This window comes from Thiocapsa bogorovii (assembly GCF_021228795.1).
Classification (GTDB): Bacteria; Pseudomonadota; Gammaproteobacteria; order Chromatiales; family Chromatiaceae; genus Thiocapsa; species Thiocapsa bogorovii.
On sequence record NZ_CP089309.1, the window covers coordinates 1,714,148 to 1,730,037 of the forward strand.

General features: G+C 61.6%; 17 protein-coding genes and 1 pseudogene. 7 read left to right on the forward strand and 11 right to left on the reverse strand.

Going from position 1 to position 15,890, the window contains the following annotated elements:
- Window positions 1–1,266: 1,266 nt before the first annotated feature.
- Window positions 1,267–2,145, forward strand: coding sequence for a hypothetical protein (locus tag LT988_RS07800; RefSeq protein ID WP_232409613.1), 879 nt, complete (start codon window positions 1,267–1,269; stop codon window positions 2,143–2,145).
- Between the two features lie 263 nt (window positions 2,146–2,408).
- On the forward strand, window positions 2,409–2,708 hold the full coding sequence (locus LT988_RS07805) for a hypothetical protein (RefSeq protein ID WP_232409614.1): 300 nt from the start codon (window positions 2,409–2,411) through the stop codon (window positions 2,706–2,708).
- A 9-nt stretch (window positions 2,709–2,717) separates the two neighbouring features.
- On the opposite strand, the gene LT988_RS07810 is transcribed toward LT988_RS07805, so the two are convergent.
- From LT988_RS07810 to LT988_RS07820, 3 genes are all read right to left on the reverse strand, one after another.
- On the reverse strand, window positions 2,718–3,791 hold the full coding sequence (locus LT988_RS07810; protein ID WP_232409615.1) for a class I SAM-dependent methyltransferase: 1,074 nt from the start codon (window positions 3,789–3,791) through the stop codon (window positions 2,718–2,720).
- Window positions 3,792–3,902: 111 nt separating this feature from the next.
- Window positions 3,903–4,067, reverse strand: a complete 165-nt coding sequence (locus tag LT988_RS25400) for a hypothetical protein (protein ID WP_332460555.1) — start codon at window positions 4,065–4,067, stop codon at window positions 3,903–3,905.
- A gap of 495 nt (window positions 4,068–4,562) precedes the next feature.
- Window positions 4,563–5,429, reverse strand: a complete 867-nt coding sequence (locus LT988_RS07820) for an REP-associated tyrosine transposase (RefSeq protein WP_232409616.1) — start codon at window positions 5,427–5,429, stop codon at window positions 4,563–4,565.
- Between the two features lie 181 nt (window positions 5,430–5,610).
- On the opposite strand from LT988_RS07820, the gene LT988_RS07825 reads away from it, so the two are divergent.
- Window positions 5,611–5,778 carry a hypothetical protein gene (locus tag LT988_RS07825; protein ID WP_232409617.1) on the forward strand — a complete coding sequence of 56 codons (168 nt, stop codon included), beginning with the start codon at window positions 5,611–5,613 and terminating at the stop codon, window positions 5,776–5,778.
- On the forward strand, window positions 5,778–6,170 hold the full coding sequence (locus tag LT988_RS07830; protein ID WP_232409618.1) for a VanZ family protein: 393 nt from the start codon (window positions 5,778–5,780) through the stop codon (window positions 6,168–6,170). The genes LT988_RS07825 and LT988_RS07830 overlap by 1 nt, the downstream gene beginning before the upstream one ends.
- Before the next feature lie 100 nt (window positions 6,171–6,270).
- Here LT988_RS07830 and LT988_RS07835 read toward each other — a convergent pair whose 3' ends face one another.
- Window positions 6,271–8,025, reverse strand: coding sequence for an alpha-amylase family glycosyl hydrolase (locus tag LT988_RS07835; protein ID WP_232409619.1), 1,755 nt, complete (start codon window positions 8,023–8,025; stop codon window positions 6,271–6,273).
- Window positions 8,026–8,906: 881 nt separating this feature from the next.
- Between LT988_RS07835 and LT988_RS07840 the strand changes: the two genes are divergently transcribed.
- Entirely contained in the window at window positions 8,907–9,845 is a 939-nt protein-coding gene (locus LT988_RS07840; RefSeq protein ID WP_232409620.1) for a sulfotransferase family protein, read from the forward strand.
- A 935-nt stretch (window positions 9,846–10,780) separates the two neighbouring features.
- Here the strand turns inward: LT988_RS07840 and LT988_RS07845 are convergent.
- Complete coding sequence (locus tag LT988_RS07845; protein ID WP_232409621.1) at window positions 10,781–12,217, reverse strand: pyridoxal phosphate-dependent decarboxylase family protein; 1,437 nt, start codon at window positions 12,215–12,217, stop codon at window positions 10,781–10,783.
- A 181-nt stretch (window positions 12,218–12,398) separates the two neighbouring features.
- On the opposite strand from LT988_RS07845, the gene LT988_RS07850 reads away from it, so the two are divergent.
- Together LT988_RS07850 and LT988_RS07855 are read left to right on the forward strand one after the other, a co-directional pair.
- Window positions 12,399–13,091, forward strand: coding sequence for a YrrC family ATP-dependent DNA helicase (locus tag LT988_RS07850; protein ID WP_232409622.1), 693 nt, complete (start codon window positions 12,399–12,401; stop codon window positions 13,089–13,091).
- A gap of 16 nt (window positions 13,092–13,107) precedes the next feature.
- A complete protein-coding gene (locus LT988_RS07855) occupies window positions 13,108–13,344 on the forward strand; it encodes a type II toxin-antitoxin system ParD family antitoxin (protein ID WP_232409623.1) in 237 nt (78 codons plus the stop codon).
- A 165-nt stretch (window positions 13,345–13,509) separates the two neighbouring features.
- On the opposite strand, the gene LT988_RS07860 is transcribed toward LT988_RS07855, so the two are convergent.
- The 6 genes and pseudogenes from LT988_RS07860 to LT988_RS07885 form a co-directional block, all read right to left on the reverse strand.
- Window positions 13,510–13,947 (reverse strand): DUF29 domain-containing protein, encoded by a 438-nt coding sequence (locus tag LT988_RS07860; protein WP_232409624.1) that lies wholly within the window; start codon window positions 13,945–13,947, stop codon window positions 13,510–13,512.
- Window positions 13,948–14,067: 120 nt separating this feature from the next.
- Window positions 14,068–14,232 carry a helix-turn-helix domain-containing protein gene (locus LT988_RS25530; RefSeq protein WP_408648056.1) on the reverse strand — a complete coding sequence of 55 codons (165 nt, stop codon included), beginning with the start codon at window positions 14,230–14,232 and terminating at the stop codon, window positions 14,068–14,070.
- A gap of 41 nt (window positions 14,233–14,273) precedes the next feature.
- Window positions 14,274–14,588: pseudogene (locus LT988_RS07870) on the reverse strand (transposase); the annotation flags it as partial.
- Between the two features lie 25 nt (window positions 14,589–14,613).
- Window positions 14,614–14,961, reverse strand: a complete 348-nt coding sequence (locus LT988_RS07875; RefSeq protein ID WP_232409625.1) for a DUF5615 family PIN-like protein — start codon at window positions 14,959–14,961, stop codon at window positions 14,614–14,616.
- Window positions 14,958–15,188 carry a DUF433 domain-containing protein gene (locus tag LT988_RS07880; protein WP_232409626.1) on the reverse strand — a complete coding sequence of 77 codons (231 nt, stop codon included), beginning with the start codon at window positions 15,186–15,188 and terminating at the stop codon, window positions 14,958–14,960. Before LT988_RS07880 ends, LT988_RS07875 begins: the two co-directional genes overlap by 4 nt.
- A gap of 333 nt (window positions 15,189–15,521) precedes the next feature.
- Window positions 15,522–15,707 (reverse strand): hypothetical protein, encoded by a 186-nt coding sequence (locus LT988_RS07885; RefSeq protein ID WP_232409627.1) that lies wholly within the window; start codon window positions 15,705–15,707, stop codon window positions 15,522–15,524.
- Between the last annotated feature and the right edge of the window lie 183 nt (window positions 15,708–15,890).

The following is a 15,890-nucleotide window of genomic DNA, read 5'->3' on the forward strand; positions in this document are numbered from 1 at the left end:
TCTACGTCCAAACCGGCGCACCGAAACCCCTCGATCAGACCCCGCTGTAGCGCTACCAAGTCTCTGCGACGGATGTTACTGTTCGCGGGCGAAGATATCGAGGGCGGCCAGATTGCGATCTTGCCCGCCGCTCCAGGTGAATACGACCTTCAGATCGATGCCTCTCTTCTGGCGCCCTGAGTGCGGGAACGACACCCCGCAACGCTTTATTTGAAAATAACCGACGGCGCCCCGGTACTCTTTCCTGACTTACAGCAACGGGAACAGGCTTTTCAGGCGCAGCAGGGAGCCTATGTCGACAATAGCAACGCCGTGCTCGACGGCATGTACGATAGCTATCTGGACCAATCGGCCACGCAATACCAAGGACATCAAAGAGAGGTTTGTTCCTAGCCCTCGACCCGGCACATGGTGCGACTCAAACCTGAGGGACAAGCCATGTCATCCGGGTAGGCCGAGAACGGCGGATTAAAAAACCTCATGCATCCGCGCTGACCGCGACCCCGCCTATGGCCTTTTCGACAGCGAAAATCGCCTCCCGTAGGTGGGACACATTCGACTTTCAGGGCTTGAGGAGCACCGCCAACCGCAGGGGTTGGCCCGCGATCGGGCTCACCACCTTCCCGCCCCGCGTGACCCTCTTTGAGTACGTTGAGTACGCCGCTCGTGCCATCCGCAACTGCTATACCGTCCTATCCCCCTGCCCGATACCCGCGCACGACGAAAAACCCCGAGCATCTCTGCTCGGGTCTCGCGCGCTCACTCACAGAGCACACTCTGTGACTTCAACGGCGTCGCATATTCAAATGGCGCGATTGCCTAATTCCGGTGCAGGCTCGGGTCATGAGCCTACCGGCTTAGGCGATTGCCGGAGACTTTCGTACCAGATGATGCAGGATTGGCGTTTGCCTTCAAGGAAGGCTGGCGGGAGCATAGCAGGCTATGTGACCGCCAGCCCGACACCGAAGGCGGGCGTCAAGACAAGTCAGAGGGTATGAAAGTCGACAGAGATCGCCTTAGTTCCCAGGGGGTCATTCGAGCCAAAGGCCGTCGCTCCTGGCCTTCATCAGGGCCAGGTGAATCGCCAGCGCTCCGGATGCGAAAAACGGGCATCGCCTTGAGGCAACCCTCTTACAATCCCACATCGTTGATCGGATCGGAAACCGTTACGTCTGCGGTCCGGGCGCGTTCGTCGACCTCTTCAACGCGGATTCTCGTACTCGGGTGTCCATCCGGCTCAGCTGATCAAAAAGTATCGAAAGACACATGAACCTACGCCAGATCTCAGGGATCGCTCGGCCGATCGAGCCGGGCTATCCGACCAACCGCTGGATTGCCGTTCTGACGCTCCTCGTGCTGATCGCCGGGGGCGTCTGGCGATTGCTCGACGGCGACGGCTGGCTGACCGCGAGCGGGTGGTCCGCGTCGGCCGCCGTCAGCTTCTTCCTCGCTTGGGCACTGGCACGTGAGCTCGATCCAGACCGCGAGCTCGCGGCCTTCGTCGCCGCTGGATTCACGCTACCGGCCCTTGCCGCGGCCGGGCTCGGTTGGTTGCCCTTACCTGACCTGGCGGCGCTATTCCTGGTCCTGCTTGCGATGCGCGTCATGAACCGCAGCACCGGGGTCGCCGCAACTGTGCCGGATACTGTCGGCCTGCTGGGCTTAGGGCTTTGGCTGGGCTACGAGAGCAGCCCGATCTATCTGGCTGTAGCCGTCGCCGCGCTACTGATCGACGCGCTGCTTGGGCCTGCGGATCGCCGCCGTGTCATCCTCGCCGTCTTGGCCGCGACCATCGGCGGCGTACTGGTCGCGATCGGCGACCCGCCTTACGCCCCGCCATCCCCTCCGACATCGGCACCGATGTGGGTCCCGGTTCCAGTGCTCGCGGCGCTCATCATGAGCGCAATTTTCGCGGTCACGATCCGCGCCGCCGATCAGGTCCAAAGCCTTGCCGACGCCACCGCGGAGCCGTTGTCTCCCCGCCGCGTCCGCGCCGGACAGTTGCTGGCGCTGTTGACCGCGCTTGGCCTCACCCTCGCGCATGGCTCGCCGGGCCTCACGGGATTGCTGCCGCTCTGGGCAGCGATGGCGGCCACCGGCGCCTATCGGATCGCCGCAGGACGCAAGCCGGCAATCCCGAAATGATCGTGCTGACTCGGCACTGAGTCCGGGGCCGTACGGGCATCCGCACCGAATTGAATCCTCTTTCCAAGAGCCGAGGCTTGCTGGATAACGGACCGAGGAGCCGCGGTTGAGCAGCAGCTTGTCCGGTTCTGCGCGTGGCCGGGTCGCACCTCGGATCAGGGGTTTGATCCGGAGGCCTTGCTGAAACTCTACCTGTACGGCTACACCAATCGCGTGTGCACAGCTCCAGGCTCCAGGAGCGAGAATGCCGGCGCAACCTCGCGGTGAACTGGCTGCTGGAAGGATTGACGCCGAGCGATACCGAGCGCGAGTTCGTGCTGCTGTGCAAGAAGCTTGGGTTGCTCGGCGAGGAGACCGTCGGCATTGATGGCTCGTTCTTCAACGCCAGCAACGCGAAAGAAGGGCGCAACGGCGTACCGCCGGCGAGCTCGATTCGGAGTGGTCTGGCCCTGGAAACAGCTTCGTCCAGCGATACTGGAAAACAAGACCTGACCCCAACGTTCGCTGACCCCAATTCCACTCCGATCGGACCGGCACTGGAGAACGTTCGCGCCCAGATCTAGGGGATGCGCTCAGCGGCCGAGGACCCGTCGGCGCATGCCGCGCAGGGCTCGTCGCGCCCGGCGATCAAGCTCATGCCACACCGCGACAACCAGGTTTCGCTCGGTGGCGCCGCGCTTGTGCGAGCCAAGGACATCGGATGCGATGAGTGCGTCCAGGGCAGCAATGCCGTCCTTCCTAGGCCGGTAAACACCCCAGACCTCCAGGGGCTCGAGGATGCCGCGCGCGACCAGACTGTCGTCGCAGTCGATAAGAAAATCGAGATAGCGTCGCGCGGTGGCGTCACGCGGGTCGAGCCGCTTCGCCAACCGTGCGTTGGTGCATATAAACCGCATGAAGGCGCCATGTCGGTGCTCGAAGATCGGCTCGAAGGTGGCGCGTAGAACAGGCATCGTGTCCTCCTGCCGGATGCCTTCCATGCCCTCGTCCTCGACCGGGGCGTTCAGCCGAAGGCCGCGGGTGATCTCTTTCGGGATCGCGCGCAGAAGGGCGTTCGCCATGCGTTCGTTCGCGTCCCAAAGAAGCTTGCGATTCTGTCCGACCACGTCGACGAGATGGAAGATCCCGTTCGGCGACAATCCCAGCAGCAGTTGTTCGAAAAGGCGTTCGAGGTTGATGACGTGGTGGATGGCCGCGTGTGCAAAGATCAGATCGTACTGTCCCTTCTCGATGGTGATGAAGTTGATGTCCTCGACCGCGAAGGTCACCGCGAATTGCTCGCGGTCGACGATCTCCTGCGCCGGGCCGAACAGGGCCGGGTTGATGTCGGTGCAGGTGATTCGGTAATCGCAGGTCAGGGCGCGCGCAAGTTTGAGCTCATGGCCGCAATAGCCGCTGCCTAGACTCAGGATACGCAACGGTCGCCCGAGTGCACCGAAGCGCGCGTTCAGAGCGCCGGCGAAGTCGGCAAACGGCGAGGTATCCAGGGTGCGCTGAACGTGCTGCCAATAGTAGGTCCAGCAGTCGCTGGCGTGAGCTCCGCCCTCGCGCAGATCGTCGGTGATTTCGATCTCCGCGTAATGCTCCTTCTCCTCACGGACCAGGGCGTCGTAGTCGTAATGCTTGGTGAGATCTCGCTCCATCATTGAACGCATCTGCGCCAGCCGGGCGCGGATACACATCCTCTCTGTTGTTGCTCAAAGTCGTGTGGAACGGCGGTGCGGGTCCGGCGGCTAGGCCAACCCTCAGACCGAAGATCACTTCGTGGCCAAGACGACCCGGGGCCGTGCACGGACATGATCGAAGCGGAGCGCCTTGAAGGTCCTGCACACACTTCGCCGTCGATCGTGGTGGCTTGCATGGGGCTCGAGCAGCTTGACCAAGGCGACGGTGACGGCGACCTGAGCAAACATGAGCGGCACGAGCCTTTTCGCAGGTCGATCTTGGTGCGGGCGACGTCATCGCGCCGTTGTTCGATGTTCAACGTCAAGTCGCCTCGGACGTGTTCGAGATCGGCTCTTAGCTCGGCTCGGATCGGCTCAATCTCTTTCGCAGCCGCAGTTCAGTCTCGCGCCCTTGGACTGGCGTGGCTGAATCCGCAAGGTGCGGATAGCGAACTTGCAGACGCTCGACAACTTCGGCGATGACACGAACGCGACTGCGCTCGTCGAAGGCCGTGGTCAGGGCCTCAAAGAGTGCGACCGCGGGTGTCATTGCGATGTTTGGGCCCCAACGCACGATAGCCTTGACCGTTTCGGGCCGAGCAGGCTGCCCGGGCAGACGGCATCGGAGATGTCGTCGAGCCAGACGTCCGGTTGCTCGGCCTTGAGGATCGGTCGGTTTAGCAGCGGATTTTAGCACGACATCGTAAAGCACGCGGCCGAGGAACAGGCCTCGAAATGACTTGCCTCGCGACTCTACTCCGGCGCAGAGGAGCCAGCGTCGATACGCTCGAACCGGCGCACCGCGCGGCTGACAGTCGAGTAGTGCACGCCGAAATGCTCGGCGATCTCCCGCATCGTGTAGGCACCGCTCAGGAATGCCCGCGCCATCGCCTCGCGCGGTGGCGCGTTCTGATCGGCGAACGCCGACAGCGGCTGCGCGAGCGCACGGCGCTGGGCACGCGGAACCTCGCGCAAGCGCTGCGGATCGTTCGCCAAACCCCGGTGGCGCTCTACGAAGCCGTCGGTGCCGAGAAAGACCTGGCACCGCAGTCCATCCCACACGCTCGACCGTCCGACCCCCTCGGCGACGAAGGCCGCGTACGCGTCTTGCGCCGCCGCACGCGCAGGCCCGAACTGACCGAGCACCCAGTCGGTCTCCAACCAGGGGGGCGCCGGCACCCGGCCCAGCATGGCGGGGTAGCTGCTCCACGCCCAATCACCCGCATCGGCCACCATGCCGGCACGCACCGGATTGAGCACGACATAGCGCGCCAGTTCGAGCAGGTAGGTATCGCGCTCGACGAGAATGCCCTTGAAGCGGCCCTGAAACAGGTGTCCGACCAGGCCGTGACGGCGATTGACCCGCTGGGTGAAGACGCCGTTGAGCTGCCGCATCCCCTGCGACAGATTCCCCTCCGCGGTCTCCACCACCAGGTGATAGTGATTGGTCATCTGGCAGTAAGCATGACAGCGCCAATTGAAACGTGTGCAAACTTCCGCGAACACCGTCAGCCAGGCATCTCGGTCCGCATCGTCGCGGTAGATCGCCTCGCGGCGATCGCCGCGCGCGGTGACGTGATACAACCCGCCGGCGAGCTCGATGCGGAGTGGTCTGGCCATGGAAACAGCCTAGCCCAGAGATGCCGGAAAACAAGACCTGACCCCGCACTCTCTTCCCAAACTGCAGCACGGCACCAGTCAAGATACTATGGCGTTACACAAGACCCTACAGCCCCGGAGCCTCGCAAAACCTGCCCCCATCGTCTTCGCAAGAACCAACCACGCCAGCCGGAGCGTCTTCATGCCCAAACCCGAAAATAGCCTCGCAGAGGCCCTGGAAACCTGTTCGCCGGAGCGACGCGCCGGCTTCGCCCGCTGCGACAACGGCGAGACGGCACCGCAGGCGATCGGCTCGCACACCCTCTGCGACCGGGCGCCCCTGAAATGCCACCCGGCGGACCTCTCCTGATGTTGGTCCTGATGCCGGAGGGCGTGTTTCGGCGAGGGTTTCGGCTAGCGCTCTGGGGTTGCGTCCTGGTGGTGGCCTGGCTTGCGTTCGCGCCGCTCGCCGAGCCCGTGGGCTTCTCGTGGGACAAGGCCAACCACGCGCTGGCCTTCTGCCTCATGGCTGCTCTGGCGGACGGCGGCTATCCGGGTCGCGCCCGAGAGTGGCCGCGCTGGGGACTGCTGCTGGGCTACGGGCTCGTCATCGAGTTGGTGCAGTGGCCACTGCCCTATCGCGAGTTCTCCTGGCTCGACCTGGTCGCGAACGTCGTCGGCGTCTTGCTTTATATCGGCCTCCGCGCCTGGGTCGGCTGGCGCGTTCGACGCACGCGCGGACCGGCTCGCAGTCGATCGTGATACTCGGGCTCAGGGGCAGATCACGGTTCCTTCGGCGGAAAACCCAACCTGGCGGGGACGATAGCCTCGCGCTTGGCTCCCGCTCACCCGAACCCGCCCTTCAAAATCTCAGGCGCACCTGCCTTCCATCGCTGTCACGGGATTTGACCTCGAAGTGACAGACGCCGAGATCGGCAGAGAGCGTGGCGGTGTGAAGGCCGTTGCGCCAGGTGAGCTCCATGCGGTCATCGTCCGTGTCGGCGACGCTCAGCGCACCGGCAAAGGCCGGCGAGCGATTACGCAGACGAATGAGCTCGAGCTGATTGCGAACGAGCGGCTCCGCCAGCCCCTCGCGGACCCGATCCATGGTTAGGTTCGTGCGGTTGATCTCCTTGTGACCGGCGGTGCCGCCCGCATCCGCGGCCGCATAGTCGTTCCTTCCTGCAAACAGGTCCAGATACCACACCTGGGGGATGCCAGGCATAAACAGTTGGATGGCCCGAGCCAGCAGCAGCTTGCACTCGTCTTCCCCCAGCGCACTGAAAAATGTGGCGTTGACTTGGTAGTAGGCAATCTTTTTGCCGTCCGTGCCATAGAGGTTCTTGACGCGGCCGCCATGGTGGATGACGCCCTGCATCACCTGGTCGATGATCGCGTCGTCGAGAAGGCCCGGACGATGGTCGCCAGCCATCCCCGCGCCCGCGCCGCGCAGGTCCAGCACCGGGATACCGTCGTGGCAACCGAGCATGTTGATGGTCTGCAGGCCGCGGGACTGAATCTCCGCGATCCAGCGACGCAACGGCGCGCTGGTACCGCGCTGGAGCGCGTCTATGACCAGACCGGGAAAGAAAAAGTCATAGATGGGATAACCCTCGGCGGCAACCTCCTCATGGAGACCCTTGCCATACTCGGCATGCACCTCAGGGAAGATGATCACGTCATGGCGCTGAGCGATGGCACGCAGGCGGTCCAGGTAGTCCCAGGTGCCGGGCTTGTTGAAGAAGTTGGGCTTGCCGGGCTCCTTGTGCAGATAGGCGAACGCATCCAGGCGGATGATCTTCGCGCCATAGCCCGCCAGCTTGGCCAGGGTCTCGTCGTAGAACTCCCAGACCCGCTCGGAGCGGGCGTTGAGGTCCATCTGGCCCAGGTACTCGCGCTTCTGGTCCACCAGAGCCATGGCCTGGTTGCGCAGATAGTTGTAGCCGTCCAGATCCATGTCGTCCGGGTCCACGCCATTCTCCAGCGCGCCGTTCACCATCATAGACAGAGCGGTGGCGGCCGAGCCGTCCATCCCGGTGGCGATCAGCTCGTCCGGTGCGATCGGCCGATAGCTCACCTTCTGGTAGAAGGTATTCCAGTAGGGCCGCTCGGTCCCGTCCGGGAAGCGCACATCCAGGATCGGAAGCCCCGGCTTGCGCAGGAACAGCTTCTCGAGGTGTTCCGCGTCCGGGATCACGTGGCCGTCCGGACCCATGGTCCCATGCTCGTGCCAGAAGCTGTTCCAGTCGATAAAGAAATCCCGGTATTCGGACGCGTCGCCCTTGGCCAGCAAATCCCGGAACTGCGGCGAGGCGACAGAGAGATGATTGAGAACCAGATCGAACTTGAACTGGATGCCCCGCTCCGTGAGTGCCTTCAGATCGTCGCGGGTGACCAACTCCTCGTTGAGCCCATAGTCGATCACCGAAAAGCCACGATCGAGATCGCTGTTGAAGCAGGTGGGCAACAGGTAGAGCAGGGAGAAGGTGCCGTCGAAGTCACTCTCGCCAAGCAACTCCACCAGGTCCGATAGGCGGGTGCCGATGCTGTCCGGATAGAGGTTGAGCATGACCCCATTGGGAAGTGTCTGAGTGGCTGCTGCGTCGTGTCGTTCCATCGTGGATTCCCCCCTGGCTTGCTGTGGCGCCGTTACTCTATATCTGGTGCTGGCGGCCCGAGTGGCGCACTAAAGGCTTTTCGGTTGGGCTTGTGCGATCGGATGAAATGATCGGAAGCCGAACGGTCACGCGAGCTAAAAGGAGTTTAGAGAGCAGGCGTCCCGCGACGGTCGATCCGGCCTATCTGTTGCCGCCCCTTTCGCATTGAAGGCGCAGCGTGTGGAGCGAGAATTTGAACCAGAAACGACACAATTTTACCGCTCCGCCAGCTGCTGGCAAATCCAGCGAGTGAAGGAGGCCCTCCTCAGCCCGGCGGGTGCTTGGCGGTGCCCTACAAGGCTCGACGCCGCTGCGGGGACACTCGCCGACCGGATTCTTAGGCTGCGGGGGTGGTAACACCGCCCTGCTAGCCGACGCGCTCGGCCCCCGTTCCCTCAAACTGCAGCACGGCACCCGTCAAGATCCTATGGCCGTGATGCCAAGCCTAGACCGATAATGCTCGATTACAAGACCTGACCCCTTTTTTCTCCCATAATGCTGGATTACAAGACCTGACCCTTTTTTCTCCCTTACGAATCGAAGTTACCGACTTCTTGTATCATGTCACCTTGTACGGTCATCGAGTGTGACGATCGGAATCATGCAGTCTGGATGGCGGTGTCATATTAACTGTCAAACGACCTATAACGATCGTGTCAAGGTGGCGCTCGCAGAGGGGAATCGGTCGAGGAAGAAGTGCTGGCTCAATGATGTGTTCACCGTGCACAACGATCGTCGACATGGCTCGATCGAGATGCTCGGCAGCGGATTAAATATCGGCGTCACCCAAGTATTCAAGCGTCTTGATTCTCAGATTCATGTTATACCATGAGGCTTAGCGATGAAAACGGATTCAAAAGAAATCACGCCCATTTTTCTCGTTGGTGCAAGACGATCTGGGACAACCCTTTTCAGGGTAATTTTGAATGGACATCCGGATGTGTCATGGGATAGAGGCTGGGAATTCGCAGTCAATTTCATCGGCGACCAGGGTCAGGTTCTCGAGACATTCAAAGACGCAACACCCGAAACCTCCAAAAACCCTACCATTACTGATGTGCGTTCCTACTTAAACCACAAAGCCCAAACAACACTGGGCAATAAAAAAATCCTGGGCGTCACCGTTCATGAGGGATTCAAGAAGATTCCCTATCTCTACAAAAATGCGAAATATATCCATATCATCCGGGACCCGCGGGATATCGCCATTTCCAGCGTCAAACTTGGGTGGGCCGGATCCTATTATTATGCTCCGGACATGTGGATAACCGCACAGCGGGAATGGGGTGAGCTGAAGACGTCCATTGATGAAAATGCATGGATTGAACTAAGGTACGAAGAATTTGTTACCCATCCGGAAGCCGAGCTCAAGAAAGTCTGTGATTTTATAGGCGTCGACTATACTGAAAAGCTATTCGATTACATCAATACCACGAAGTACAACTATCCCAAGGAGTCCTTAGCCTATCGATGGAAAACCCAACTTCAGGAATCCGAGGTACAGCTCATCGAGTCAAGGATCGGGGGTTATCTTCATCAAGGCGGATATGAGCCATCCCCCTATCCTTCCCTCGTCATCAGTTGGCCAAAGGCAATGCAGCTAAAAATCAGGAACTTCATCGGAATCAAAGCGAGAGGTATTTCGGACGAAGGATTTTTTCTATATCTAACTGGATTCGTAGGCCGTAAGCTTCGATTGAAATCGCTGCTCGCTCTGCATAAAAAGAAATTGGGGGAGATAAAGCAGAAGCGCGTTGAGAAGCTGGAAAAAGACTACTGAATCGAAGTCGAGCCGCCGGATGAGCAAATGATGCGCCGGCGGAGCGGGTTCCCAGAAAAGGGACCCAAAAACGGCTACCATTGAGCTGAACCCGATCAATGGTACGTCCCATTTTTTCTTGCCCGGACACGCGTTCGGTCATGCCGCGAAGCGCCGTCCCGTCACCGCAAACGCCCAGTCGTTTCTCGTTGGGAAGGCAAGGTATCGACTCCGATCCGAACCAGCCACCTTTGCGGATCGCGGCCGTGGGAATGTTCCCATTGGGAAGAGACACCCCGCCCCCGGTTCTTATGAAACCCGGAAAATCGCCGGTGCCGTGCCAAGATCCAAGTAGGCCGCGGGTTCGGAGATCGCTGGCGCGACGCCCGGCGGGCGCGGGCCGACCCCCTGGTGGCTCGCCGGCAGGGGCGTCTCGGTCACGACCGTTCCTCCGTGGCGTTTGGCGGGAATGCGCCGGTGCCCGACCCAGGCTCGATGGCTTTCGGCCAAGCCCTTCTGCGAGGTCGCCGGCGCATTCCCAAACCGATGGTACGAAGGCACGACCCACCTCGAAGATCACGGTTCCTTGAGACTGCACAAGCACGGCCGACAGTTTCCCCGTCAATAAGAAACAACCGCGCTCCGTCCCCGTTCTCTTTTCCGCAAGTTGGATAGGTGTGCCGGGGTCAGAATGGACGCTAGAGTAGAGGGCAGATGATCGCGCAATTATTCGCTCAGTGGATCGCTTCCGGTGCAACCGAGCCGTCGCGCGGCGGACTGAACCCGGGACGGCGATCCATGCAAGCTGGCAGGCCGAAAATGCTGGATCGCATGACCTGCCCCCATTGCCCTGCATTGTCCTGTGCCAAACGAAAGGGGGCGGCAACGGATTGGCCCGATCTACCGTCGCGGGACACCTGCCCTCTACTCTACCCGCGGCCTTCAGCGTCGCGCAATTAATAGACGGCGCTATCCGGATTCACCCGCTCCGTATCCCGGATCTGCTCCACCAGCCGCTTGACATCGTCCAGCGTCGTCTCCGGATTCATGAAGACCAGCCGTAGCCAGCGCCGGCCTTGGAATTCGGTGGAGGTGATGTAAAAGTCCCCACGGTTGAGGATTCCGTCGCGCAGGGTGAGCTGGTGGGCGTCCGTTCCCGGCAGGCGCAGGCAGAGGATGTTCGACTCCGGCGCGACAGCGACCTCGATATCGTCGATGCCCTTCAGATAGTCATGGACTTGCTCAGCGAGGCGATACTGATGCTCGACGTAGCGCGCGAGGCCCTGCTCGCCGAGCGCGGCGAGCACCATGAAGAATCGCAGCCCCATGGCACTCTTGGTGCATTCGACGGACCGGTGCAGAAAATCGAAGCCCAGCTGCTCCTTGTCGTGAAAAAGGTAGCTCGCCTGTTGCGAGAAGGCGCTGTCGATGGTGCGATGATCACGCACCAAAAGCGCGGCACAGACGGATGGAGTCCGCATCATCTTGTGGGCGTCCCAAGTCAGCGAGCTGGCGAGCTCCACTCCGTCCAGCCGATGGCGGTATTCGGTCGACAGCAGCGCCGATGCGCCGTGGGCGCCGTCGACGTGGAACCAGATACCGCACTCGCGACAGAACTCGCCGATCGGACGCAGCGGATCGTAGACGCCTACCGAGGTGCTGCAGGCATTGGCGACGAGGGCCAGCGGCGTGCGCCCGTCGGCCTGGATGCGCTCCAGGATCTGCGGCAGGGTCTCCGGCCGCATCGCGCCGCGGGCATCGCAGGGAACCCGGTAGATATTGCGGGTGCCGATGCCGAGGATGCCGACGGCGCGGTCAATGCTGTAGTGGTTGCTCTCGGGGGCAATGACAGCAAGGTCGCCTTGGTCGCCCTGGTGCCAGGCATCGGGGCGCAGTGCACTGCGCGCGGCGATCAGGGCCGTCAAGTTTGCCAGCGAGCCGCCGTGTGTCAGCACGCCGCCACCGCAGATCCGTTCGGCACGCTTTCCGGCCTCGATGGGCGCCGGTGTCCAACCGATCTTTTCAAGCATCCAGTTGATGACGAACCATTCGATGGCCGCGGCGCCGGGGCCCATCTCGTAGATGGCCATCGGGTTGTTCGTCAGCCCGTCGATCAGCGCACCGAGTGATGCGGAGGGGTGAGGCACCGCCACCTGATGGCCCATGTAGCCGGGCTGGTGCAGATTGATGATGCTACCCAAGTAAGCTTCGGTGAAACGCAGCAAAACGTCGCCGGTGAGCCCGCCCTCGCGGGCAAGACAGTCAAGGCGGAGGTCTTCGATCAGTTCGACCAGCGGGCGTTGCGCCAGTACCGGCGTGCGGCGCTCGCGTGCGGCCGAAACCTGACGGTCCAGTGCCGCGGCGACGATCTCGAGGTCTGAGCGAAAAGTCATGGTCTGCACCCAATCCGGGTCTATCAGGCGAGCTGCCGGTCGTCACTTCACCCCAGCGACAAGCCTCTCCGGCGTCGGGGCAGACGTCAATTTCCCGCAGCGGGTTGGTGGCGCTTTACAGTCCGAGCCATACCGCATAACACCTCGCGAGGGCTCCTGCTGTCGCAAGCACCCGGTCGTCATGGCGACACGCGGCTATGACGATGGTCAAATCAACTCAGATCCAGCGCTCCGCGCAATCGCCACCTCCCTAAGCCCCGAATTCGCACCTGACGTGAGCCCGCCATCAATTGTGCCCAGGCTGGTATCCAATACCGGCCGGATCTTGCCGCTCCGGGCCAGCGGCGTCAATGTCCGCACATTGCGGCCGATACCGCCCCAAGACGCTCCGTTCACGCCCACCCCGCAAGCCCCACACCACCGGCGCCAACAATCCGTCGATGATCCCCTCCCTTTCCGCACCCCTCTCGAGCGCCTCGTCGGCGCCGTCGAGCGCGTCACCTTCCACAGCGAGCAATCCGGCTTTTGCGTCCTGCGGGTGAATGCCCGAGGCCAACATGATCTGATGACGGTGATCGGCAGTGCCGTTTCTGTCTCGGCCGGAAAGTCCATCCACACGCACGGGCGGTTGATCAATGGATCTACGCCGCCGTCAGTTGCGCCGTGCGCCGGTTCGAACGCGCAGACGCCGTCACGGCCGCACAGGAGTCGACCTACCGTCGAAGGCACCGTGGTCACGCTTTGTGATCACCGCATTACTCGATTACAAGCCTTGCCCCTAACTTGCCCCCTTCGCGCCGCCGCCCACACCTATGATAAAAAAGGAAACCTCAGCCGAACGATCGTCCGCAAGATTCATATCTGCCAAAAATGAATACAGAAGGTATCTCATGGCAACAACATCCCTAAGCCTAGGGGAACGCTGGGAAGTCTTCATCAAGAACGAGATCGCAACCGGTCGGTATGGCTCGGCAAGTGAGTTGGTAAACGATGCGCTGCGTCACATGGAGGAGCGCAACGCCAGATCGGCTGCGTTGCGTGAACACCTGGCCGAAGGCGAGGCGCAGGCGCGACGTGGCGAGCTCGTCGAGAATGCGGGAAAACCGCGAGCATTCCGCGCGAAATAATTCGGGAATCGGCCGGTGAAACAAAGTGAGCGACAACAAAACGGCATGAGCAGGACGGCCAGCGGGATGGTCAGCCCTATCTGCCAACGAGCCCTGAGCGAGCACGATGAGCGATGTCATCGGCAGGAAGCTTTTCGGCCCGCCGCCAGCGTCGGCTGGTTTCGCCTACTCCGGTGACCAAGCTGGATCGAGAATCTGATCTGGCGTCCAGAGGCATGTCTCGGGGAAATCCGAGAGTCCGGTCTCCTGCGCGGCTTGTGCCGTCGCGTCGTCCCAAACGCCCGCCCACCAGTCGGGGTCGTCGAGCTTTGGAAGCAGGCTCGGGGTCTCTTGGAGTCTACGCAGGATCCCTCGCCGTTGGTTTCTAATGGTGATCTGCCAGCTGGCTCCGCGGCGACCGGGCTGCATCTGCCACTTCACCAGGTGAGCCAAGAGCAGTGCCATGCGGTTCGTCAGCTCTCTCTGCTCACTCTTTCCCACGTCTTCGATCTCCTCGGCCAGATGAGCAATATCCAACAGGTCGAACCGTCTTTCGCGCAGCAGTCTTGCTTGTTCGGACGCCCAAGCGACCACGTCTTCTTCGTACCTTGTTGCGTTCGCCATGGTGGCTGTTCCGCTAATCGTCGTTGGTTTATCTCTCATCGGATGACTATAGATCTGAGTCCGGACACAAGAAAGCCCGCTGGGGCGGGCTTTGTCGAGCGGGCTTGGTGTGCTTTGTGGTCAGGTCCTGAAATCACTTATCCGATGGCTCGACTCCGGCGCGGCCGATCCGGCATCGGCGCGCTCGAACCGGCACACGGCGCGACTGACGGTCGAGTCGTGTACGCCGAAATGCTCGGCGATCTCCCGCATCGTGTAGGCACGGCTCAGGAATGCCCGCGCCATCGCCTCGAGCGGCGTCGCGGATTGATCATCGAACGCCGACAAATGCCCTTGAAGCGGCCCTGAAACAGGTGTCCGACCAGGCCGTGACGGCGATTGACCCGCTGGGTGAAGACGCCGTTGAGCTGCCGCATCCCCTTCGACAGATTCCCCTCCGCAGTCTCCACCACGACATGATAGTGATTGGTCATCTGGCAGTAGGCGTGACAGCGCCAATTGAAGCGTGCGCAGACCTCCGCGAACACCGCCAGCCAGGCCTCTCGGTCCTCATCGTCGCGATAGATCGCCTCACGGCGATCGCCGCGCGAGGTGACGTGATAAAGCCCGCCGGCGAGCTCGATTCGGAGTGGTCTGGCCACGGAAACACCTTAGCCCAGCGATGGATCAAGCGTTCCGGTCGCCGATTTCGACGACGACTTCGCCGACCTCCAACATCGCCATGGCGTCCGGCAGCACCTCTGTCAGGATCCGGCGCGGGTGGGAGTTGGTAACATTGCCGCAGGTGAGCCAGAGGATGCGCGGCGGCGGACCGAGTCTTAAGGCAAGTTCCACGAAATCGCTGTCCTTGCTCATGATGACGACATCGCCTTGGTCGCGAGCCGCTTGGAAAATCGCCCGGTCATCGCTGTCCCGCAGCCCCAGATCACGTACAGCCAGGCATCTGATCTCAAATGTACTTGCCAGCCAGGCTGCAAGGGTCGGCGGCAATTGCGCATCAAGCCAGATCGTCACGCGACCAGTCGCGGGATGTCGACGCGCTCAGCGGCTAGGAGCAAACAGGCTTGAATGTCCTCCGGCTCCAAATCCGGAAAGTCCGCGAGGATCTCGCGGGCGGACACGCCCTCCGCGAGCATCTCAAGGATATCGACGACGCGGATTCGCATGCCGCGAATACACGGGCGCCCGCCGCATTGATCGGGGTTTGTGGTGATGCGGTCTCTAACCAGGTGTTTGTCCATTTGGGACTCCGAGGGGCTGCCAATCGCTTTCTATTAGGAGGTTGTGACTGCGGCCAGTCAAGTCAGATCAGGCCGGACGATAGGCGACGGGAACATAGGCTGACATATCACGGAGTCGCAGTCGGCGACCAGACCGATCGGTCGGGCCTTCCCTCAGTCTCCGACAGGAGCGAGGATCGGAGGCGTGACGTCCACGAGGCTACAGCGTCAGTCCAGGGAATCCCGTATCCGCTGACTCGACCCCGGTTCGGCCGAGCCGACCTCGGCGCACTTGAACCGGCGCACGGCGCGACTGACGGTCGAGCAGTGCACACCGAAATGCTCTTCGATCTCCTACATCGTGTAGACACTGCTCAGGAATGCCCGCGCCATCGCCTCGCGCGGGGGCGCATAGTCATCGGCCATCGCCGATAAGGGTTTCGCCAGCGCGCGGCGCTGGGCACGCGGGATCTCGCCTAAACGCTGCGGATCGCTCGCCAGTCCAGGGTGACGCTGTACGAAGCCGTCCGTGCCGAGCAAGACCCGGCACCGCAGCCCATACCACACGCCACGTGATAGTGATTGGTCATCTGACAGTAGGCATGACAGCGTCAATTGAAGCGTGCGCAGACCTCCGCAAACACCGCCAGCGAGGCCGCTCGGTCCTCATTGTCGCCGTAGATCGCCTCGCGGCGATCGCCGCGCGAGGTGACATGATACAAC